The following is a 19401-nucleotide window of genomic DNA, read 5'->3' as shown; positions in this document are numbered from 1 at the left end:
CGCAATAGCGCAAGGGGCTCTTGCACAAAGATGCTACCCGAGGAAGGACCGAGGTGTCGGCTCCCGACCAGCTGCTGGTCGTCATCGACGCGGTAGCGCGCCGGAACGACGGCGAGTCCGTACGGATCGCGAGGGATGTGCTCCGCGCCGGGGCGAGCGCGAAGATCTGCCTCGCCGACACCCCGGCGGAGTTCGCCCGGGCCCTCGCGCGGCGGGGTTCGCGGCGGCCGGTGGTCATCGGCGACGACCGGGCGCTGCTGCGGGCGGTGGCGCAGCTCCACCGGGAGCGGGAGCTGGCGGACGGGGCGTTGTCGCTGGTGCCGGTGGGTCCGCGCGCCGGTGTGGAGCTGGCCGGGGCGCTGGGGGTGCCGCTGGGTGCGGTGGCCGCCGCGCGGGCCGTGCTGGACGGGGCGGCGCGGCGGCTGGACCTGCTGGTCGACGACAGTGACGGCGTGGTGGTGCGGGGGCTGCGGATCCCGGCGGGGCCGGCGGGTCTGGCGGTGGTCGAGCCGCCGTCGGTGTGGACGACCTGCCGGTCGCTGGTGCGGACGCTGGTCCGCCCCGCCCCTGCCGTCCCGGCGATGCGGGCGCACCGGTTGCGGGTGGAGGCCGACGGGCGGCTGCTCAGCGACCTGGACGACCCGGTCGAGGGCGTGACGGTGCTGTCCCGGGGCGGGGTCGCCGAGGTGGTCGTGCGCCCCCGGGCGGCCGAGCCGGTCAGGGCGGAGGCGACGCGGATCACCGTCTCGGGCGCCTCGTTCCGCTACCGGGCGGACGCCCTGGTGACGGGCCCGGTGTGGACCCGCACCTGGACGCTGCGGCCGTCCGCCTGGTCGCTCACCCTGCCGGTGGGATGACCCCTACAGCGCGTCCAGCGGGCCCGTCATGGGGTGCGGGGAGATGTCGTCGTCGTCATCGTCCGGGGAGCCGGGGAACATCAGCCAGGCACTGGCGGTGATCATGCCCAGGGACGTCAGTCCGAGGGCGAACTTCAGCAGGCGCATGCCGCCCGCCCAGTCGTGGGGCGATCCGAAGACGACCCAGAACCCGAGGGCGATTCCGGCGAGCAGGACGATGACGGCGGCGGTACGACGCAAGGCCATGGACATCCGTCCATGATCGCATCAGCGGTCCGGGGCGGTGGCGGCGCGGTGGTCGCGCCAGCGCTCCAGCAGCTCCACCATCCCCTCGCGGAGGAACGCGAAGAAGTCCGCCGTGTCGGCCACCCGCGCGCCCGCCGCCGTGTCCGCCCCCAGCGTCCCGGCGCCGTCGCGCAGGATCGCCTCCCAGCGGGTGAGCAGCTGGTCGCGGCGGGCGAAGGTCTCGTACCACTGCTCGTCGTGCACCACGTAGCGGTCGCGCCGTGAGCCCGGTTCGCGCTCACGGCCGACCAGGCCGATCTGGGTGAGGTAGCGGACGGCCCCGGAGACGGCGGCCGGGCTGATCCGCAGCCGCTCCGACAGCTCGGCGGAGGTCAGCGCCCCGCTGTCGGAGGCGAGCAGCGCGGCGAAGACGCGGGCAGCCATGCGCTGCATGCCCGCCTCGGTCAGCTCGGCGGCGAAGCGCTCGACGAAGCGGGCGGCCGGTGTTTCCTCGTTCTGCTGCTCCTGGGACATGGGTCGACTTTATACGGTTCCTTAACTTCACAAGTTTGTGAAACTACCGTACGTTCACGAACATGACGAACGCCATCAGCGTCTCCGGACTGCACAAGTCCTTCGGGCGGACGCACGCACTGGACGGGCTCGACCTGACCGTCGCGACCGGCGAGGTCCACGGCTTCCTCGGCCCGAACGGCGCCGGCAAGTCCACCACCATCCGCGTCCTGCTCGGCCTCCAGCGCGCCGACTCCGGCACCGTCCGGCTCCTGGACCGCGACCCCTGGCACGACGCCGTCCGACTGCACCGGCACGTGGCGTACGTCCCCGGCGACGTGACGCTGTGGCGCAACCTCTCCGGCGGCGAGGTCATCGACCTGTACGGCCGGCTGCGCGGGGGCCTCGACCCGGCCCGCCGCGCCGAACTCGTCGACCGGTTCGAACTCGACCCGACCAAGAAGGGCCGTACCTACTCCAAGGGCAACCGGCAGAAGGTCGCCCTCGTCGCCGCGTTCGCCTCGGACGTGGACGTGCTGATCCTCGACGAGCCGACCAGCGGCCTCGACCCGCTGATGGAGGAGGTCTTCAAGCGGTGCGTCGCCGAGGAGCGCGAACGCGGCCGGACGGTCCTGCTGTCCTCCCACGTCCTCAGCGAGGTCGAAAGCCTCTGCGACCGCGTCAGCATCATCCGCAAGGGCCGCACCGTCGAGACCGGCTCCCTCGCCGAACTCCGCCACCTCACACGCACCAGCATCACCGCCGAACTCGCCGGACCGCCCGACGGGCTCGCCCACCTGCCGGGCGTCCACGCCCTGGACGTCCAGGGCGGCCGCGTCCGCCTCCAGGTGGAGAGCGACCGCCTGGACGCGGTGCTCACGAGCCTGACCCGGAGCGGTGTGCGGTCCCTGACCAGCACCCCGCCCACCCTGGAGGAGCTGTTCCTCCGCCACTACGAGGAGACCGGGCGGTGAGCGCGTACACCGGGACCGCCGCCCTCACCCGGCTGGCGCTGCGCCGCGACCGGCTGATGCTGCCGCTGTGGGCCCTGGTGACCGGCGGCATGGTCGCCGGCGGCGCCGGACCGCTGGGCGCGCTGTACGACACCCCCGCCGAGCGGGCCGCCCTCGCCGCCTCCATGACCGCCAACAGCTCGATGCGCTCGCTGTACGGGCCGGTGTTCGGCGACTCGACCGGCGCCCTGGTCGCCTGGCGGTACACCACCTTCGCGGCGGTGCTGGCCGCCGTCATGAGCCTGATCATCGTCGTCCGGCACACCCGGGAGGAAGAGGAGACGGGCCGCCAGGAGATGCTGTCCGCCGGCCGGGTCGGCCGCCGGGCACCCCTGACCGCCGCCCTGCTCACCGCGCTCGTGGCCGACGCCGCGGTCGCCCTGATCATCACCGCCGGGCTCGCCGGCGAAGGCGCGGGCGGCGCCCTCGCCCTCGGCCTCGCCGTCGGCGGCACCGGCATGGTCTTCGCCGCCGTGGCCGCCGTCGTCGCCCAGCTCACCGAGAGCGCCCGGCTCGCCAAGGGCCTCACGGCGACGGTCCTCGGCCTCGCGTTCGTGCTGCGGGCGGCCGGGGACGCGGGTGACTCCCCCGCCCTGACCTGGGCCTCCCCCATCGGCTGGGCGCAGAACGTCCGCGCCTTCGCCGGCGAGCGCTGGTGGGTGCCGCCGCTCATGGCGGCGGCGGCCGTCGTCCTGGGCGCGGTGGCGTACGGGCTCGCGGGGCGCCGGGACGTCGGCATGAGCTTCCTGCCCGCGCGGCCCGGTCCGGCGGAGGGCCGCATCGCCACGGCGGGCGGCCTGGCGTGGCGGCTCCAGCGTGGCTCCCTCCTCGGCTGGACGCTCGGCTTCCTGGTCGCGGGCGTGGTCTTCGGCGGCATGGTGGAGGGCGCGAGCGACCTGGTCGGCGACAACGAGCAGGCGCGGCGGATCTTCGAGCGGATGGGCGGGCAGGCCGGCCTGGAGAACGCCTTCCTGGCCACCCTGACCGGCCTGTTCGGCATGGTCGCGGCGCTCTGGATCGTCGGATCGGTGCTCCGCCTGCACGGCGAGGAGACGTCGCAGCGCGCCGAACCGGTCCTGGCCGGTCCGGTCAGCCGTCTCCGGTGGGCCGCCGGCCACCTGGCCGTCGCCTTCGGCGGCGCGGCCGTGCTGATGGCCGCCGCGGCGGCGGGGCTCACCCTCGCGTACGGCCGGGACGGCGGCCCGGTGCTGGGCGCCGCGCTCGCGCAGCTCCCCGCCGTCTGGGTGCTCGGCGGCCTGACGGTGCTGCTGTACGGGGCGTGGCCCGGGGCCGCCGTCGCGGCGTGGGGCGTGGCGGGCCTGTGCCTGGCCCTGGGCTGGATCGGCCCCTCCCTCGACCTCCCGCGGGCGGTGCTGGAGCTGTCGCCCTACGCCCACCTGCCGAAACTGCCGGGCACGGAGATGGCCTGGGCCCCGGTGGTGCTCCTCACCGGCCTGGCCGCGGCGCTGGTGGCGGCCGGTCTGGCCGGGTTCCGGCGGCGGGACCTGCGGAGCTGAGGACCGGGGCCCCCGGCCGGCCCGGCCTCAGACCTCGACCAGCAGACCCTCCAGTCCCCGCATCACGAAACCCGGCCGGCGCTCCGGTTCCCGCACCGGCCGGAGCGCCGGGGCGCGCCGCAGCAGGGCCGTCATCGAGGCGGCCAGCTCCATCCGCGCCAGCGGGGCGCCGATGCAGTAGTGGATGCCCGCCCCGAACGAGATGTGGGGGTTGTCCGCCCGGGACAGGTCCAGGACGTCGGGGCGGTCGAAGACGTCCGCGTCCCGATTGGCCGAACCGAACAGCAGGGCCACCTCCGAGCCGCGCGGGAGGACGGTGCCGTCGATCTCGATGTCGTCCAGCACCCAGCGCTCGAAGAGCTGGAGCGGGGTGTCGTGGCGGAGCAGTTCCTCCACGGCGGTGGGGACCAGCCCCGGGTCGGCGCGCAGCGCGGCCAGCTGCTCCGGGTGGCGGAAGAGCGTCCACCAGCCGCCCACCGTGGCGTTGACCGTCGCCTCGTGGCCGGCGTTCAGCAGCAGGACGCAGGTGGACACCATCTCCTGCCCGCTGAGCCGGTCGCCCTCGTCGTGGGCCGCGATCAGGGCGCTGATCAGGTCGTCGCCGGGCGAGGCGCGCCGCTCCGCGATCAGCTCCCGCAGGTAGGCAGAGAACTCCACCGACGCCCTGACCGCACGGGCCGCCGTCTCCTCGTCCGGGTTCAGCTCGTACATCCCGCAGATGTCGGCCGACCAGGGCCGCAGCGGCGCCCGGTCGGACTCCGGGATGCCGAGCATCTCGGCGATCACGGCGACCGGCAGGGGCTCGGCGACGGCGCCCAGCAGGTCGCCCCCGCCCTCGGCGACCAGGGAGCCCACCAGGTCGTCCGCCAGCCGGTGGACGTACGGCCGCAGCCGTTCGACCGTGCGCGGGGTGAACGCCTTCGACACCAGGCGCCGGATGCGGGTGTGGTCCGGCGGCTCCAGATCGAGCATCCCGTGGTCGTTGAGGGTGTGGAACGGCTCGTGAGCGGCGGGCGGCGGCGTACGGCCGAAGTCCTCGTCCGTGAAACGGTGCCGGTACGTCCGCCCCAGCCGCCGGTCGCGCAGCAGCGCGGACACGTCCGCGTGGCGCGGGACGAGGAACTGCCGGGTCGGCTCGAACCAGTGCACCCGGCCGCGGGCGCGCAGCTCGGCGTAGGCGGGGTAGGGATCGGCGACGAAGGCGGGGGACCACGGGTCGAAATCCATGGGCGGAGACCTTAGCCGGGGGTCACCAGCCGCGCCTCGTACGCGAAGACCGCCGCCTGCGTGCGGTCCCGCAGCCCGAGCTTCACCAGGATGCGGCTGACATGGGTCTTGATCGTCGACTCCGCCACCACCAGGTGGGCGGCGATCTCGCCGTTGGACAGGCCCTGGGCGATCAGCACCAGCACCTCCGTCTCCCGCTCGGTCAGATCGCCCACCTGGGCGAGGGCCGGCGGGCGGGCCGTCTCGGCGGTCCGGGCGAACTCGGTGATCAGTCGCTTGGTGACGGTCGGCGCCAGCAGCGCCTCGCCGCCCGCCACGACCCGTACCCCCTCCGCGAGCTGCCGCGCGGAGGCGTCCTTCAGCAGGAAGCCCGACGCACCGGCGCGCAGCGCCTGGTACACGTACTCGTCCAGGTCGAAGGTGGTCAGGACGAGCACCTTGGCGTCGCCGTCCGCCGCGACGATCTCGCGGGTGGCGTCGATGCCGTTCATCTCGGGCATGCGGATGTCCATCAGGACCACGTCCGGGCGGAGTGCCTCCACCTGCCGGACCGCTTCCCGGCCGTTGACGGCCTCGCCGACGACCTCGATGTCGGGCATCGCGTTGAGCAGCACCGAGAAGCCCTCGCGGACCATGATCTGGTCGTCGACGATCAGTACGCGGATGGTCATGCCGACTCCTGCCTCGGGGCCGGGATGAACGCCGCCACCTCGTAGCCGCCGTCCCCGGTCGTCTCCGCCGTCATCTCGCCGTCCAGCATCGCCACCCTCTCCCGCATGCCCGTGATCCCGTGCCCGGCGCCCGGCGAGGGCTTGACCAGGCCGCGCGGCGGCCCGTTCACCACCCGCAGGCCCAGCCCGCCGAGCACGTACGACACCTCCACCTTGGCCGACGCGCCGGGAGCGTGCCGCAGCACGTTGCTGAGCGCCTCCTGGACGATCCGGTACGCGGACAGCTCCACGCCCTGCGGCAGCTCCCGGGCCGCGCCGGTCACCGTGGCGTCCACGGTGAGCCCCGCCTCGCGGACGTTGGCGATCAGCGATTCGAGGTCGGCGAGCGTCGGCTGCGGCGCGTCGGGCGCCTCGTAGTCCTCCGCCCGTACGACGCCGAGGATGCGGCGCAGCTCGGCCAGCGCGGCGACCGCGTTCTCGCGGATCGTGGCGAACGCCTGCTCCAGCTCGGGCGGCGGGTTCTCCACGCGGTACGGCGCGGCCTCCGCCTGGATGGCGACGACCGACATGTGGTGGGCGACCACGTCGTGCAGCTCGCGCGCGATGGTGGTGCGCTCCTCCAGCAGGGTGCGCCTGGACCGCTCCTGCGCGGTGACCGTCTGCTGGGCGGTGACCTCCTCCTTCGCCGCGCGGCGGGTGTGGAAGACCGTGACGCACAGCAGCACGAAGGCGGAGGTGACCAGCAGGGGCCAGGTCGACGTGCTGCCGCCCCGGCTGAGGAAGACCTCGCAGAAGAACCCGAACGCGCCCGTCAGCGCCCACATCCAGGCGGCGGTGCGGGGGCGGGTGCGGGCCGCGACCACCGTCATGACGGTGAGCTGGCCGATGAAGCTGGTCGGGGCCCACGGCCAGCCGTCCCAGTAGCCCGACATCACGCTCACGAACGGGGCGGTCGCCAGGGACACCCAGAACGCGGCGACGGGCCGGACCAGGGTCAGCAGGATGGCGCCGGCCGGGATGATGCCCGTGACCGGCCTGCCCTCGGTGTACCCGATCGACATGACGATCAGGGCGGCCCCGACCACGAGGGCGTGCGGGAACCACGCCACGTACACGCGTATGAAGCGGGGCAGCCGCCTGCTCACCGGGCCGTCGGTGGCCATGGGTGTCAGCGGCCGGTAGGCGAGTGCGTCGTCCAGCAGCTCGCGGCGCATGCCCATGAACATGCCGTGAGCCATCCGGTACTCGGGGCTGCGGGTCTTGGTGTCGGTCACGTCGGCAACGGTATGCGGGGGCGGGGACGCGGTCGTCACCTTGGATGCGGATCCTTCCGCGTCCCCCTGGAGTACTACGCGCCGCCCGCACGTGCCGGCCGGCGTGCCTGCCGCAGGCGCCCGTCAGGCGCGGAACGCCCCGGCGTGGGCCCGGGCCCACTCGGCGAAGGTGCGGGCCGGCCGGCCGGTGACCTTCTCGACCGTGTCGAGGACGGTGCGGCCCTCCGGCGGGGTGTCCCCGTACACCTCCAGCAGGAAGTCGATCACGTCCTGCGGCCGGCCCTCCGCCCGCCACCGCGCGACCGCCTCCGCCTCGGACAGCTCCACCAGCCGGACCGCCCGGCCGCGCGCCGCCGCGATGGCGTCCGCCTTGTCCCGGACGGTCAGCAGCTCGGGGCCGGTGACCAGGTACTCCTGCCCGGCGTGACCGTCCTCGGTGAGGGCCACGGCCGCCACCGCGCCGATGTCGCCCTCGTGCACCATGGCACTGAGCCGGCCGGTGAAGGGCTCGCACACCTCGTCGCGCGTACGGATGCCGTCCGCCCACTCCAGCGCGTTCGCCATGAACTCCACCGGCGTGACCACCGTCCACGGCAGGTCGCTCGCGCGCACCGCGTCCTCCAGCGGGGTCGGCCCGCCGCCGTTGAGCACCGTGACGCGCCGTACGCCGGCCTCCCGGGCCAGTTCCACGATGCGCGGGCCGGTCTCCAGGGGCGCGAAGTACTCGCCGCCGAAGGTGATCAGGTGCAGGCCGGACACGCCGTCCAGCGCGGCGGTGAGGCTTTCGGGGTCGGTCAGGTCGCCCCGTACGACCTCCACACCGCCGGGGAGGTCCGCCTTTGCGGGGTCGCGGGTCAGGGCTCGCACGGGGCGGCCGAGGCGCAGCAGCTCGGCGACGACCTGGCGGCCGACGGTGCCGGTCGCCCCGGTCACGAGGGTCATGTCGTTGTCGCGGTTCGTCTTCATGGGGCCGACGCTATGAACCGTTGCGGTCAGCCACGGTCCTCGACCACCGGCGCTTCGGCGACGCGACCGGAACTCCCCGGTCACCGGGACCCCCCGGCCGCCGGGGACGCCCCGGTCATCGGGACTCCCCGGCCGCCCCGGTCACCAGGCGAGCTGGGCGATCTCCTCCGCCACCACGGCGCAGGCGTCGGCGGCCGGGTCGATCAGCGGGAAGTGCCCCACCCCGTCCAGCAGCGTCAGCCCGACCATCTCGCCGGCCTTCGCCGCCGCGTCCACGTACGCCTCCGCGACGGCCGGCGGGACGACGGTGTCCTCGCGGCCCTGGACCACCGCCGTGGCGATCCCGGTCGGCAGCAGCACGGCCGGATCGGCGTACCCCGCGCGGCTCTCGAAGGCGGCGTCACCGCCGAGGAGCTGCCGTACCGCGCCGGTGCACACGTCCAGCTCCACCGCCCGCTCGAAGTGCGCGATGGGCGCCAGGGCGACGACCCCGCGCAGCGGGGGCGGGGCGTCCAGCCGCCACCGCGCGCCGGTGGGCAGGACGTGCCGGGCGGCCGCCCACAGCGCCAGGTGCCCGCCGGCCGAGTGGCCGGTGACGACCGTGCGGCGCGGGTCCGCCTGCGGCAGGTGCGTGCGGGCCAAGGCGGGCAGCGCGTCCAGCGCGGCGGCCACGTCGTCGAAGGTCTCGGGCCACCGCCCGGCGACGGGCCCCTCACCGCGCGGTGCGGGGATCTCACCGCCGCGCCGGTACTCGACGTTGGCGACGGCGAAGCCGTGTCGCGCCAGGAAGTCCACGAAAGGAGTGATGTGCCGCCGGTCGTACGGCGCCCGCCACGCCCCGCCGTGCAGCACGACGACGAGCGGCGCGGGGCCGTCGCCGCGGGGGGCGTAGAAGTCCACGACCTGGTCCGGGTGATCGCCGTACGCGGCGGTGGAGTCCGGGTCCACGGGCGGGTGCGACAGGGCCGACGCTTCCTCGGCTGCGTCGCGCGCGGCGGGGTCGGGCATGGTGCTCAACCTTTCGGTGACGGGGCCGGTTCGGCCTGACCTGCGGGGGGACGGTACCAGCACGCGCGCCCCCGCAGATCAGGCCCGAACATCAGCCCGTACGCCCCGAAAGGACGTCCGCGAGGACGCGCGCCGCGCGCTCCGCGTCCGCGAACGAGACGTACAGCGGCGTGAAGCCGAACCGCAGCACGTCGGGGCGGCGCAGATCGCCGACCACGCCCCGGGCGATCAGCTCCTTCATCACGGCGTGGGCGTCGGCGCAGCGCAGGCTGACCTGGCTGCCCCGCTCGCCGTGCGCCTCGGGCGTCACGGAGGTGACCCGGCCCCCGGGCACGTACGCCTCGACGCACTCCAGGAAGAAGTCCGTCAGGGCCAGGCTCTTCTCCCGCACCGCCTCGACGGGCACGCCGTCCCACACGTCCAGCGACGCCTCGAGCGCCAGCATGGACAGGATGTCGGGCGTCCCGACGCGTCCGCGCACCGCGCCCTCCGCCGCCGCGTAACCGGGCGTCATCGCGAAGGGGTCGGCGTGCGAGTTCCAGCCGGGCAGCGGGGAGTCGAAGCCCGCCTGGTGGCGCTCGGCCACGTACAGGAAGGCGGGCGCGCCGGGCCCGCCGTTGAGGTACTTGTACGTGCAGCCGACCGCCAGGTCCACGCCGTGCGCGTCCAGGCCGACCGGCAGCGCTCCCGCGCTGTGGCACAGGTCCCACACGGCCAGGGCGCCCGCCGCGCGGACGGCCGCCGTGATGCCCGGCAGGTCGTGCAGCCGGCCCGTGCGGTAGTCGACGTGGTTGACGAGCGCGGCGGCCGTGCGCGGCCCGACCGTGTCCGGTACGTCGCCGGGGGCGGCGGCCACCAGCCGCTTGCCGGTGAGGCGGGCGGCCGACTCGGCGATGTACCCGTCCGTGGGGAACGTCGTGGCGTCCACCACGATCTCGTCCCGCTCGGGGGACGCCAGCCGCACCGCGCCCACCAGCGCCTTGAACACGTTGACGCTGGTGGAGTCGCCGACCACCACCTGGCCGGGCGCCGCGCCGACGAGCGGCGCGATCCGGGCGCCGACCCGCTCCGGCGCGGTCCACCAGCCGCTCTCCTCCCAGGAGCGGATGCGCAGCTCGCCCCACTCGCGGGTGATCACGTCGGCCATGCGGGCGGGCACGTGGCGGGGCAGCGCGCCGAGCGAGTTGCCGTCCAGGTAGACGACGCCGTCGTCGAGCGCGAACAGCTCCCGGTGCTTGGCGAGTTGGTCGCCGGCGTCCAGTGCGGCGGCGCGGGTCACGAGGTCGTCAGACATGGCTGCGCGCCGTCCACACCTCGGGGAACACGTTCTTGCGGGTCCGCTTCTCCAGCCAGGCCACTCCGGCGGACCCGGCCGTGCCCGTCTTGGAGCCCATCGCCCGCCGGGTCGCCACCAGGTGGTCGTTGCGCCAGCGCCAGACCAGCTCGCCCACGTCGGTCAACGCCTCGCCGAGGCGTACCAGTTCGGCGTTCTGGTCCGGGTCGGCGTAGATGCGCGCCCAGATGTCCTCGACCGCCTGCGACGGCTCGTACTTCTGGGACAGGTCCCGGCGCAGGACGCTGTCCGGCACGGGGTGCCCGCGCCGGGCCAGCAGCCGCAGCACCTCGTCGTACAGGCTCGGCTCGTGGAGGGCCTTCTCCAGCTCCGCGTGGACGCGCGGGGCGCCGCGGTGCGGCACCAGCATCGACGCGGACTTCTCGCCCAGCAGGAACTCCAGCCGCCGGTACATCGCCGACTGGAATCCGGAGCCCTCGCCGAGGGCGCTGCGGTAGGAGTTGAACTGGGCGGGCGTGAGGCGGGCGAGCGGCTTCCAGGAGCCGTTCAGCGCCTCCAGCTCGCGTACTGAGCGGTCCAGCGCGTCCATCGCCACCTGGATCCGGTCCTCGCGCAGGGCGCGGCTCGCGGTCTCCCATTCGTGGACGATGACGGTGAACCACAACTCCATGACCTGGGTCGTCACCAGGAAGACCATCTCTCCCGGATCGTCCGAGAGCGGGTGCTGGAGGTGGGTGAGGACGTCCGCCTGGACGTAGTCCTCGTACGGCGTCGTGCCCGTGTACTCCAGGTTCGGGGTGTCCGAACCGGGCACGGAGGCATCGGGGGAAGTAGACATCGCTGTCTCCATCAATGCGTGCTACCGGGTAGCGGTCTGCCCCTCTCTCGGCGCTCGGTTCACTCGCGAGAGCCGAGCGGGGCCCCGGTCCCCTCGGGACCACGGTCTGTGCGCGTGGTCCCAGTCGCATCATGACACGAGCGGACGTTCGACGTACCGGCCGGAGGTGTCATCCGGCCGGGGCCGCTGTCGGTGCAGGGCCGGCCCCGGTCGGTCCAGGGCCGGCTCGCCGCAGGTCAGGTAGTCCCCGGTTCAGCTCAGGGTGTCCGCCGCCAGGGGCGAGGAGTCGCGCAGGAACGTCGAGCACCGCTCGTACTCCTCCTGCTCACCGATGGCCTGCGCGGCCCGCGCGAGGGCGTTGAGGGCGCGGAGGAAGCCGCGGTTCGGCTCGTGCTCCCACGGCACGGGGCCGTGGCCCTTCCAGCCGCTGCGGCGCAGCGAGTCCAGGCCCCGGTGGTAGCCGGTCCTGGCGTACGCGTAGGACTCGACGACCCGGCCGGCCTCGAACGCGTCGTCGGCGAGCTGGGCCCAGGCCAGCGAGGAGGCGGGGTACTTCGCCGCGACGTCCGCGGGGGCGGCGCCGCCCGCGAGCAGCTCCCGGGGCTCCGGGTCGTCGGGCAGGTGGGTGGGAGGAGGTCCCCCCAGGAGGTTTTCGTGGATACCCATGGCACCAGTGTCACAGGCCCGGCACCGCGTTCGCGATGCCGGGCCCGTGTCGGACGCACCAGGTCGTGCCGGGGCGTACCGGGTGGCGCCGAGTGGCACCAGGGGTGTTACTTCAGCTTGGTGCCGGTGGAGCGGAGCGCGGCGCAGGCCTCGGTGACACGGGCGGCCATGCCCGCCTCGGCCAGCTTGCCCCAGGTGCGCGGGTCGTAGGTCTTCTTGGAGCCGACCTCGCCGTCGACCTTCAGGACGCCGTCGTAGTTCTTGAACATGTGGTCCGCGACGGGGCGGGTGAAGGCGTACTGGGTGTCGGTGTCCAGGTTCATCTTCACGACGCCGTTCTCCAGCGCGGTGGCGATCTCCTCGGCCGTGGAGCCGGAGCCGCCGTGGAAGACGAAGTCGAACGGGTCGGCCTTGCCGAAGCGCTCGGCCACGCCCTGCTGGAGGTCCTTGAGCAGCTCGGGGCGGAGCACGACGTTGCCCGGCTTGTAGACGCCGTGGACGTTGCCGAAGGAGGCGGCCAGCAGGTAGCGGCCCTTCTCGCCCAGGCCGAGCGCCTCGGCGGTGCGGATGGCGTCGTCGACGGTGGTGTACAGCTCGTCGTTGATCTCGTGGGTGACGCCGTCCTCCTCGCCGCCGGTCGGGGTGATCTCGACCTCAAGGATGATCTTGGCGGCGGCGGCCTTGGCCAGCAGCTCCTGGCCGATGGCCAGGTTGTCGGCGAGGGTCTCGGCCGAGCCGTCCCACATGTGCGACTGGAAGAGCGGGTTCTCGCCCTTGGCGACGCGCTCGGCGGAGATGTCGAGCAGCGGACGTACGTAACCGTCCAGCTTGTCCTTCGGGCAGTGGTCGGTGTGCAGGGCGATGGTGACGTCGTACTTCGCGGCGACGATGTGCGCGAACTCGGCCAGGGCGACCGCGCCGGTCACCATGTCCTTGCTGTACTGGCCGCCCAGGAACTCCGCACCACCGGTCGAGATCTGGATGATGCCGTCGCTCTCTGCCTCGGCGAAACCACGGAGGGCGGCGTGCAGAGTCTGCGACGAGGTGACATTGATGGCCGGGTAGGCGAACTTGCCTGCCTTCGCCCGGTCGAGCATCTCGTTGTAGACCTCGGGGGTTGCGATGGGCATCTGTCCGCTCCTTGTGATCTGCGGTTGCTTAGCGTTGCTGATCCCTGACCTGGGGGCGACGTCATCGTCGCACCCATCTTTCCAGACTCCGCCGCGGGCTCCACCCCGCGTACCACAAGGGGCGGACCGTTTCACGTGAAACAGTCCGCCCCTCGCTGAACCCGCAGGTCAGGCCCCTCGCAGCTCAGGCCAGGCCCAGCTCGTCCAGGGTGTACGCGTGCAGGTAGGGCACTCCGGCCGTCTGGCTGATCCGCTCGCCGGCGCCGGTCGCCCGGTCCACGATCGTGGCCACGGCCACGACCTCGGCGCCGGCCTCGCGGACCGCCTCGACGGCGGTGAGCGGCGAGCCGCCGGTGGTGGAGGTGTCCTCCACCACCAGGACGCGGCGGCCCTTGATGTCCGGGCCCTCGACGCGGCGCTGCATGCCGTGCGCCTTGGCGGCCTTGCGGACGACGAAGGCGTCCAGCGTCCGGCCGCGCGCGGCCGACGCGTGCAGCATCGCGGTGGCCACCGGGTCGGCGCCCAGTGTGAGGCCGCCGACGGCGTCGAAGTCGAGGTCGGCGGTCAGATCGAGCATGACCTGTCCGACGAGCGGCGAGGCCACGCCGTCCAGGGTGATCCGGCGCAGGTCGACGTAGTAGTCGGCCTCCAGACCCGAGGAGAGGGTCACCTTGCCGTGCACCACGGCCTTGTCCTTGATCTGCTGGAGCAGATCGGCTCGTACGTCAGTCATGCCCATGAGCTTAAAGCCGCCGCCAGGCGAAGGTCGCGGCGATCTCCAGCGGCTCGATGGGCGTGACCAGGCGGGGAGTGGTGTTGAGGCCGTTGGGCGGTCCGGACTGGGGCTCCACGCAGACCGCCTCCTCCTGCTCGTCGTAGAGCACGACCCACTGTTCGCGGCTGGTCACCTTCAGCTCCAGCCGGCCCGGCCACGTCAGCGTGACGTCCACGCCGTCCGGCATCCCGAAGCAGTCGTCCCAGGGGCCGGGGGTGGGCTCGATCCTGCGGCCGGTGGGCAGGTGGTCATCGCCCCGCTCCTCCTGCCACGCGGGCGCGAAGTCCAGGGTGACGTCCTCACCGCCGAGGTTGCGGCGGAACCACGGGTGCCAGCCGGCCTGGGCCGGAAAGGAGTCCCCGTACGTCTCGACGCCGAGCTGGAGCGTGAGCGCGTCCTCGGTCAGCCGGAAGGTCTGGGTGACCCGGCCGGGGTACGGCCAGGGCTCGGCGAGCTCGTAGGTGAACGCCGCCTCGCTCTTGTCCGCGACGGCGATGCGCCACGCGGTGTCCCGGCCCGTGCCGTGGATGGCGTGCGGCGGGGAGTTGAGCGGCAGCCGGTGCACGCTCGCCCCGTCGAGGAACCGGCCGTTCGCGGTCCGCCCGCACCAGGGCACCATCGGGAAGCAGCCGTACTTCTCGCCCTGCCGCAGCAGTTCGGTCCCGTCGATCCGCAGGCTCTCGATGCGGCATCCGTTGTCCGGACGCACCGTCAACTCGACGTCTCCGGCCGCGAGCCGGACGCTCTGTTCGCTACTGGTCACACCACCGACACTACTTGCGGCGGCGCAGCGCGCGCCCCACCACCACGGCGGAGGCCAGCGCGAGCGCGGCGGCAGGAGCGAGCCACCGCAGTGTGGCGGTCGTCGAGGCGGTCTGCGGGCCGGGCGTGGGCGCGTACCGGCCGCGCGGCGGGGCGTGGTCGACCTCCTCGGCGCTGCGGCCGATCATGGTGCGCCGGGCATGCGCGGCCTCGGCGCCCGGATCACCGAGCGCGCCCTCCGGGATGTCGGGCACCTCGAACTCGGCGTCCGCGAGCGGATCCAGCGACGGCGGCGGTACGGGCGCGTCGAAGACGGACCCGGCGCTCTCGGCGCCCTGGTCCACCCCGTCGTCGTCCACGTCCTGGTCGTCGAGGTCCTCACCGTCGAGGCCCCGGCCGTCCAGGTCCCGGCCCTCCAGGTCCCGGTCCTCCCCGAGCTGCCGGGCGTCGGCGAGGTCGGAGACGGCCATGTCGGCCAAGGAGGGCCCGGCCGCACCCGCGGCGGACGTCGCCGCCGCGGCCAGCGACTCGGCGAAACGGTCCAGCAGGCGGTGGGCCGCCGAGACCGCGGCGTCGTCGGGAAGCTCCGCCAGCCGGCCGTCGGCGCTCGTCGTCCCGGCGAAGCGCAGCGTCGTACCGCCGTCGGCGCCGGACAGCCGCACCGTCAGGGCCAGCTTCGCCGACCCGACGCCGCGCACCTCCGTGCCCTCGCCCTCCACGGCGTAGACGCCGTCCTCACGGGCGGCGATGCGCAGGGCGCCCCGGTAGGTGATCGAGTGCCCGGCGGCCCGCACCTTCAGCCGGCCGGTCAGGGGCCCGGCCGACGCGTCCGCGTCCTGCTGGAGCCCCGGTACGCACGGGGCGACCCGGGCGGGGTCCGCCAGCACCGCGCGGAGGGTCTCGACGTCGACCGGAACGAACACCTCATGCTCCATGGAGCCCGAGCCTACCCACGCCCGGCGCCGACGTCTCCCATGCACGCAACGCCAAACGGAGTCACTCCCCGTACCTGGGGTGCACCAGCGTCGACGGCGGCACGCCCGCCGGACCCGTCCCGGACCCCGCCGCCACCGGTCGCGCCCCGCCCGCGCCCGCCGGGTCCGGCGGCACCCGGTCCCGGGAGGCGAGGACGAAGCCCCAGTCGCGGGGGGCCGACCCGTCGTCCGTGGACCGGTCGGGGCCCGCGGCGAACCCGGAGAGCCGGCCGGTCGCGCGGTAGGGCCGGGTGGTGAAGCCGGCCGACCGCAGGGTGGCGTCCACCGTCCAGTAGGTACGCGGCCGCGACGCCATGGGCCCGGCGTGGACCGCGAGCCGCCCGCCGCCGGAGAGGACCCGCGCGGCCAGGCCGTAGAACTCCGCCGAGTACAGCTTGGTGCTGGCCGTGATGCCCGGGTCCGGCAGGTCCGAGACCACCACGTCATACGCGTCGCCCCGCTCCGCCGCCTCCCGCAGGCGGGTGAACGCGTCCCCGTACACGACCCGCACCCTCGGGTCGCCGTACGCGTAGCCGTTCAGCCGGGCCAGGGCGCGGTCGTGCCGGGCCAGCCGGACCACGCCGGGGTCCAGCTCGAAGACGGTCACGGACCGCACGCCGCCGTGGCGCAGCACCTCCCGCACCGCCAGCCCGTCGCCACCGCCCAGCACCAGCACGCGCGCGCGGGGCCCGCGCATCGCGGGGTGCACCAGCGCCCGGTGGTAGCGGTGCTCGTCCCGCCCGCTGACCCGCAGGCGGCCGTCGAGGAACAGCTCCGGCGGCCGGCCGGACCCGCCGGTCAGCACCACCTCCTGGACGTCGGTCTGCACGGCGACGCGCACCCGCTCCCCGTAGACCGCCCGCCGCACCGAGCGCTCGAAGTCGTCCGCCAGCACCGTGGCGGTCGCCAGCACCCCGAGCACCGTCAGGTTCGCCGCCACCAGCAGCCACCGCGCGCGGCCGGACAGGTCCCGCCCGAACAGCCACAGCACCAGCGCCCCGCCGGCCACGGCGTTGACCGCCCCGGTGAGCAGCGCGCTCGTCAGCTGCCCCAGCCACGGCAGCAGCAGGAACGGGAACGCCAGGCCACCGACGAGGGCCCCCACGTAGTCGGCGGCGAACAGGTCCGCGACCGTCCCGCCCGCGTCCTGCTCGGCCCGCCGCGAGATGCGCTGGATGAGCGTCATCAGCAGCGGCATCTCCGCCCCGATGAGCACCCCGATGGCCAGGGAGAACCCCACCAGCGCGTACCGCGACTCGCCGATCCAGGCGAAGGTGGCGTACAGCACCAGGGCCGAGCTGCCGCCGACCAGCGCCAGCGCGGCCTCCAGCAGTCCGAAGCCGACGGCCGCCCGGCAGCGCAGCCGCTTGGCGAGCAGGGAGCCCACGCCCATCGCGAAGACCATCACGGACAGGACGACCGACGCCTGGGTGACGGAGTCCCCGATCAGGTACGAGGCGAGGGCGACCAGTTCCAGCTCGTACACCAGGCCGCACGCCGCGCAGATGAAGACCGTGGCCAGCACGAGGAAGCGCCCCGCCCGCTGCCGCGCGGGCGGCGGTGCCGGGCCTCCCGGTGCGGGCGGCACGGCGACGGACACGTGCGGCGCTTCGATCACCCGATCAACGCTACGTCAGGGCCTGATGACCATTTGTCACCCACAAGGGTGTAACTAGAGGGGTGCGTGCATACGGACGCCCACACTGGTCCTGGTGACCACGAGCTGCCCCTCTTGCGGGTACGCGTGCCATGTGCGCCACCGCACCTGGCCCTCGTGCCGCTGGGCGAGCATGGCCGTGAAGGCGTGCGGCGAGCCGGGGAACGTCCCGGCGAGCCCGTTGGGGTGGTCGGCGACGAGCGCCAGGAGTTCCTGGGCGCGGCCGGCGAACGAGCCTTTCGACAGGGTCTCGACACGGGCGGCGAACTCGTACTCCCATCCACCGATGCGCTTGGCCACACCCAGCGGCAGCGGGGTGCTGCTGCCCGGCATGCAGGCGACGGTCTCGGAGCAGCGGCCCTGCTCGGCGTCGAGCAGGACCTGGTGGGAGGCCCCGAGGAGCCTCAACTGGAGCGTGGCGCCCGCTAGTTCGAGGTCGAGCACGGCGAGCGCGGGAAGCGCCTCCCGACCCAGCGCCCAGGCCAGGTCGGCGGCGCGCGTGTCGGTGTAGGAGGTCTTGAGCGTGGTGAGCATGGGTCGGCTCCGCAAACATGGTTTGACGGGTGGACCGGGAGCGTCCCGGAAGACGTCGGGGGACTGGGGGATCTCCGTCTCGAAATCCACACACGAAGGGTCCAAGGGCTGGATGTTCTCGACAGCGAGGGAATCATGAACCGCGGACGAGTCACAGCGTTTTTACCCAACTTGACGTGGTTTCCATCCCCTGGGGGGCCTGCCGGTTCAACTGTTCAACAGGAACCGACCGCGTAGCCCCACAAATGCCAACGGCAGGATGCCCGGCGGAAGTTCACCGCCGGGCACCCTCCGTGGTCGCGGACCGGCTGCCCCGTGTCAGCTGCCTCCGCCACCACATCCGCCGCCGCCCCCGCAGGACGACCCCCCTCCCCCGCAGGAGGACCCGCCCCCGTCGCCGGCCCACCAACCGCCCCCGGCGGAACCGCCGGAGGCGCCGGAGGCCGAGCGCGACCGGCGCCGGCTCTTCCCCCCTCCCGCCGCACCGATCGCGATGAGGAACCCCACCACCACGATCAGACCGGCGGCGACCAGAAGGAACTCCATGTGCGTCACCTTCCCCCGTGTCGTACGTGTCAGGGGGATGCCCCCGCGCCGACCCCTCCCAATCCGAATTGAGGAAGTCCAGAGGTTCAGCTGCAGGAGGACGATCCGCCTCCGCACGAGGAGCCGGAGCCGCCCCCGCAGGACGACCAGCCCGAACAGGAGGAGGACGACGAGGACGACGACGGGGAGGAGGACGAGGAGGACGACGCCCACCAGCTGCCGCGGCGCCCCCTGCCCGTGCCGCCGCCGATCGCCGACCGGACCAGCCCCACCACCGCGGCAACGATGACGAAGAGGAAGAACACCTCGAAGATTCCTGCCTCGATCATGGCCCCCCACCTGCCTTTCTTTCCCATGATTCGAACGTGTGGCAGGGAGATCCCCCGGGTGATCACGGTCCAAAGCGCACTTGAGCAACTCCAGAGCTTCACCCCAGGACGGCCGCCATGACACGACCGCCGCTTGCTGACCCACCCCTTCGCATTTCAGTACGCACCTTGCCCGCACCCGTGCACGAACACAGCGGCAAGAAACCCAAACGGAGTGCACTCGCCAACAGTGCTCGATTGCCGGGCGCGCGCCTAAGGAAATCCCAAACAGTGTGCACCAAGCGCCGCACGGCATACGCCTTCTACTGTCCTTCCTGAAGCCGGGGATCACGCGACTCACTCGCCACTGGGAGATCCCCCTCGACCTCAGGAAGGAACCACGTGCAGCTGAGGCTGATGTACGTGATCATCGCGGTCCTCGCGGCGCTTGTCGTCGCCCTCGCCGGCAGCTTCGTGACCCGCCTCGAAGGAGGGCGCCCCACTGTCGCCCTCAAGACCGGCGCGCTCGCCTTCGCCGGTGCTCTGACGCTCCTCATCGTCGTCATGACTGCGTTGGGCGTGGTGGGCTCGTGAGCGGCACGAAGGCCCCACGGGGACGCGCACAGGCCCCGCACTCCACTTCATC

The 19401-nt window shown here is 73.4% G+C and carries 21 protein-coding genes; 4 read left to right on the top strand and 17 right to left on the bottom strand.

Features of this window, described 5'->3' with window-relative positions; genetic code table 11:
• Nucleotides 1–53: 53 nt before the first annotated feature.
• On the top strand, nt 54–857 hold the full coding sequence (locus A4V12_RS01110) for a hypothetical protein (protein WP_064067243.1): 804 nt from the start codon (nt 54–56) through the stop codon (nt 855–857).
• A 3-nt stretch (nt 858–860) separates the two neighbouring features.
• Here A4V12_RS01110 and A4V12_RS01105 read toward each other — a convergent pair whose 3' ends face one another.
• Together A4V12_RS01105 and A4V12_RS01100 are read right to left on the bottom strand one after the other, a co-directional pair.
• Complete coding sequence (locus A4V12_RS01105; protein WP_159028804.1) at nt 861–1103, bottom strand: hypothetical protein; 243 nt, start codon at nt 1101–1103, stop codon at nt 861–863.
• Nucleotides 1104–1124: 21 nt separating this feature from the next.
• A complete protein-coding gene (locus A4V12_RS01100; protein WP_064067241.1) occupies nt 1125–1616 on the bottom strand; it encodes a GbsR/MarR family transcriptional regulator in 492 nt (163 codons plus the stop codon).
• Nucleotides 1617–1678: 62 nt separating this feature from the next.
• Between A4V12_RS01100 and A4V12_RS01095 the strand changes: the two genes are divergently transcribed.
• Nucleotides 1679–2569 (top strand): ABC transporter ATP-binding protein, encoded by an 891-nt coding sequence (locus tag A4V12_RS01095; RefSeq protein WP_064067240.1) that lies wholly within the window; start codon nt 1679–1681, stop codon nt 2567–2569.
• Nucleotides 2570–2625: 56 nt separating this feature from the next.
• Nucleotides 2626–4125 carry an ABC transporter permease gene (locus A4V12_RS01090; RefSeq protein ID WP_234372039.1) on the top strand — a complete coding sequence of 500 codons (1500 nt, stop codon included), beginning with the start codon at nt 2626–2628 and terminating at the stop codon, nt 4123–4125.
• Between the two features lie 27 nt (nt 4126–4152).
• Here A4V12_RS01090 and A4V12_RS01085 read toward each other — a convergent pair whose 3' ends face one another.
• The 15 genes from A4V12_RS01085 to A4V12_RS34120 all read right to left on the bottom strand — a co-directional run bounded on the left by A4V12_RS01085 (nt 4153) and on the right by A4V12_RS34120 (nt 18776).
• Complete coding sequence (locus A4V12_RS01085; RefSeq protein WP_064067238.1) at nt 4153–5352, bottom strand: cytochrome P450; 1200 nt, start codon at nt 5350–5352, stop codon at nt 4153–4155.
• Nucleotides 5353–5363: 11 nt separating this feature from the next.
• Nucleotides 5364–6023: a response regulator gene (locus A4V12_RS01080; RefSeq protein WP_064067237.1), complete on the bottom strand. Its 660-nt coding sequence runs from the start codon at nt 6021–6023 to the stop codon at nt 5364–5366.
• Complete coding sequence (locus tag A4V12_RS01075; protein ID WP_064067236.1) at nt 6020–7297, bottom strand: sensor histidine kinase; 1278 nt, start codon at nt 7295–7297, stop codon at nt 6020–6022. Before A4V12_RS01075 ends, A4V12_RS01080 begins: the two co-directional genes overlap by 4 nt.
• Before the next feature lie 123 nt (nt 7298–7420).
• Entirely contained in the window at nt 7421–8263 is an 843-nt protein-coding gene (locus tag A4V12_RS01070) for an NAD(P)H-binding protein (RefSeq protein WP_423550085.1), read from the bottom strand.
• A gap of 141 nt (nt 8264–8404) precedes the next feature.
• A complete protein-coding gene (locus A4V12_RS01065; protein WP_064067235.1) occupies nt 8405–9271 on the bottom strand; it encodes an alpha/beta hydrolase family protein in 867 nt (288 codons plus the stop codon).
• 91 nt (nt 9272–9362) lie between these two features.
• Nucleotides 9363–10565 carry a kynureninase gene (gene kynU / locus A4V12_RS01060; RefSeq protein WP_064067234.1) on the bottom strand — a complete coding sequence of 401 codons (1203 nt, stop codon included), beginning with the start codon at nt 10563–10565 and terminating at the stop codon, nt 9363–9365.
• A complete protein-coding gene (locus A4V12_RS01055) occupies nt 10558–11403 on the bottom strand; it encodes a tryptophan 2,3-dioxygenase family protein (protein ID WP_064067233.1) in 846 nt (281 codons plus the stop codon). Before A4V12_RS01055 ends, kynU begins: the two co-directional genes overlap by 8 nt.
• A gap of 252 nt (nt 11404–11655) precedes the next feature.
• Nucleotides 11656–12069, bottom strand: coding sequence for a DUF3151 domain-containing protein (locus A4V12_RS01050; RefSeq protein ID WP_064067232.1), 414 nt, complete (start codon nt 12067–12069; stop codon nt 11656–11658).
• Between the two features lie 107 nt (nt 12070–12176).
• On the bottom strand, nt 12177–13217 hold the full coding sequence (gene fbaA / locus A4V12_RS01045) for a class II fructose-bisphosphate aldolase (RefSeq protein WP_267893175.1): 1041 nt from the start codon (nt 13215–13217) through the stop codon (nt 12177–12179).
• A gap of 166 nt (nt 13218–13383) precedes the next feature.
• Nucleotides 13384–13932 (bottom strand): orotate phosphoribosyltransferase, encoded by a 549-nt coding sequence (pyrE, locus tag A4V12_RS01040; protein WP_064067414.1) that lies wholly within the window; start codon nt 13930–13932, stop codon nt 13384–13386.
• A gap of 10 nt (nt 13933–13942) precedes the next feature.
• The gene (locus tag A4V12_RS01035) at nt 13943–14737 is read right to left on the bottom strand and encodes an aldose epimerase (protein ID WP_064067230.1); all 795 of its coding nucleotides are present in this window, start codon (nt 14735–14737) and stop codon (nt 13943–13945) included.
• A gap of 10 nt (nt 14738–14747) precedes the next feature.
• A complete protein-coding gene (locus A4V12_RS01030) occupies nt 14748–15671 on the bottom strand; it encodes an SRPBCC domain-containing protein (RefSeq protein WP_064067229.1) in 924 nt (307 codons plus the stop codon).
• Nucleotides 15672–15732: 61 nt separating this feature from the next.
• Nucleotides 15733–17328, bottom strand: a complete 1596-nt coding sequence (locus tag A4V12_RS01025; RefSeq protein WP_423563385.1) for a polyamine aminopropyltransferase — start codon at nt 17326–17328, stop codon at nt 15733–15735.
• Nucleotides 17329–17382: 54 nt separating this feature from the next.
• On the bottom strand, nt 17383–17901 hold the full coding sequence (locus A4V12_RS01020) for a DUF2617 family protein (RefSeq protein WP_064067228.1): 519 nt from the start codon (nt 17899–17901) through the stop codon (nt 17383–17385).
• Nucleotides 17902–18533: 632 nt separating this feature from the next.
• Nucleotides 18534–18776 (bottom strand): hypothetical protein, encoded by a 243-nt coding sequence (locus tag A4V12_RS34120; RefSeq protein WP_079136715.1) that lies wholly within the window; start codon nt 18774–18776, stop codon nt 18534–18536.
• Between the two features lie 381 nt (nt 18777–19157).
• Here A4V12_RS34120 and A4V12_RS01010 point away from each other — a divergent pair, with 381 nt between their 5' ends.
• Nucleotides 19158–19349 carry a hypothetical protein gene (locus tag A4V12_RS01010; RefSeq protein ID WP_064067227.1) on the top strand — a complete coding sequence of 64 codons (192 nt, stop codon included), beginning with the start codon at nt 19158–19160 and terminating at the stop codon, nt 19347–19349.
• The last annotated feature ends 52 nt before the right edge of the window (nt 19350–19401 follow it).

Origin of the sequence: Streptomyces noursei (assembly GCF_001646665.1) — a bacterium.
GTDB classification, from domain to species: Bacteria; Actinomycetota; Actinomycetes; order Streptomycetales; family Streptomycetaceae; genus Streptomyces; species Streptomyces lavendulocolor.
This window is presented reverse-complemented; position numbering and strand designations above follow the sequence as displayed.

What these genes read in the sequence shown, in the direction of transcription:
- A4V12_RS01105 (WP_159028804.1), bottom strand. Translation starts at nt 1,103, where the DNA reads ATGGCCTTGCGTCGTACCGCCGCCGTCATCGTCCTGCTCGCCGGAATC.
- A4V12_RS01100 (WP_064067241.1), bottom strand. Translation starts at nt 1,616, where the DNA reads ATGTCCCAGGAGCAGCAGAACGAGGAAACACCGGCCGCCCGCTTCGTC.
- A4V12_RS01095 (WP_064067240.1), top strand. Translation starts at nt 1,679, where the DNA reads ATGACGAACGCCATCAGCGTCTCCGGACTGCACAAGTCCTTCGGGCGG.
- A4V12_RS01090 (WP_234372039.1), top strand. Translation starts at nt 2,626, where the DNA reads ATGCTGCCGCTGTGGGCCCTGGTGACCGGCGGCATGGTCGCCGGCGGC.
- A4V12_RS01085 (WP_064067238.1), bottom strand. Translation starts at nt 5,352, where the DNA reads ATGGATTTCGACCCGTGGTCCCCCGCCTTCGTCGCCGATCCCTACCCC.
- A4V12_RS01080 (WP_064067237.1), bottom strand. Translation starts at nt 6,023, where the DNA reads ATGACCATCCGCGTACTGATCGTCGACGACCAGATCATGGTCCGCGAG.
- A4V12_RS01070 (WP_423550085.1), bottom strand. Translation starts at nt 8,263, where the DNA reads ATGAAGACGAACCGCGACAACGACATGACCCTCGTGACCGGGGCGACC.
- A4V12_RS01065 (WP_064067235.1), bottom strand. Translation starts at nt 9,271, where the DNA reads ATGCCCGACCCCGCCGCGCGCGACGCAGCCGAGGAAGCGTCGGCCCTG.
- kynU (WP_064067234.1), bottom strand. Translation starts at nt 10,565, where the DNA reads ATGTCTGACGACCTCGTGACCCGCGCCGCCGCACTGGACGCCGGCGAC.
- A4V12_RS01055 (WP_064067233.1), bottom strand. Translation starts at nt 11,403, where the DNA reads ATGTCTACTTCCCCCGATGCCTCCGTGCCCGGTTCGGACACCCCGAAC.
- A4V12_RS01050 (WP_064067232.1), bottom strand. Translation starts at nt 12,069, where the DNA reads ATGGGTATCCACGAAAACCTCCTGGGGGGACCTCCTCCCACCCACCTG.
- pyrE (WP_064067414.1), bottom strand. Translation starts at nt 13,932, where the DNA reads ATGACTGACGTACGAGCCGATCTGCTCCAGCAGATCAAGGACAAGGCC.
- A4V12_RS01030 (WP_064067229.1), bottom strand. Translation starts at nt 15,671, where the DNA reads ATGGAGCATGAGGTGTTCGTTCCGGTCGACGTCGAGACCCTCCGCGCG.
- A4V12_RS01020 (WP_064067228.1), bottom strand. Translation starts at nt 17,901, where the DNA reads ATGCTCACCACGCTCAAGACCTCCTACACCGACACGCGCGCCGCCGAC.
- A4V12_RS34120 (WP_079136715.1), bottom strand. Translation starts at nt 18,776, where the DNA reads ATGATCGAGGCAGGAATCTTCGAGGTGTTCTTCCTCTTCGTCATCGTT.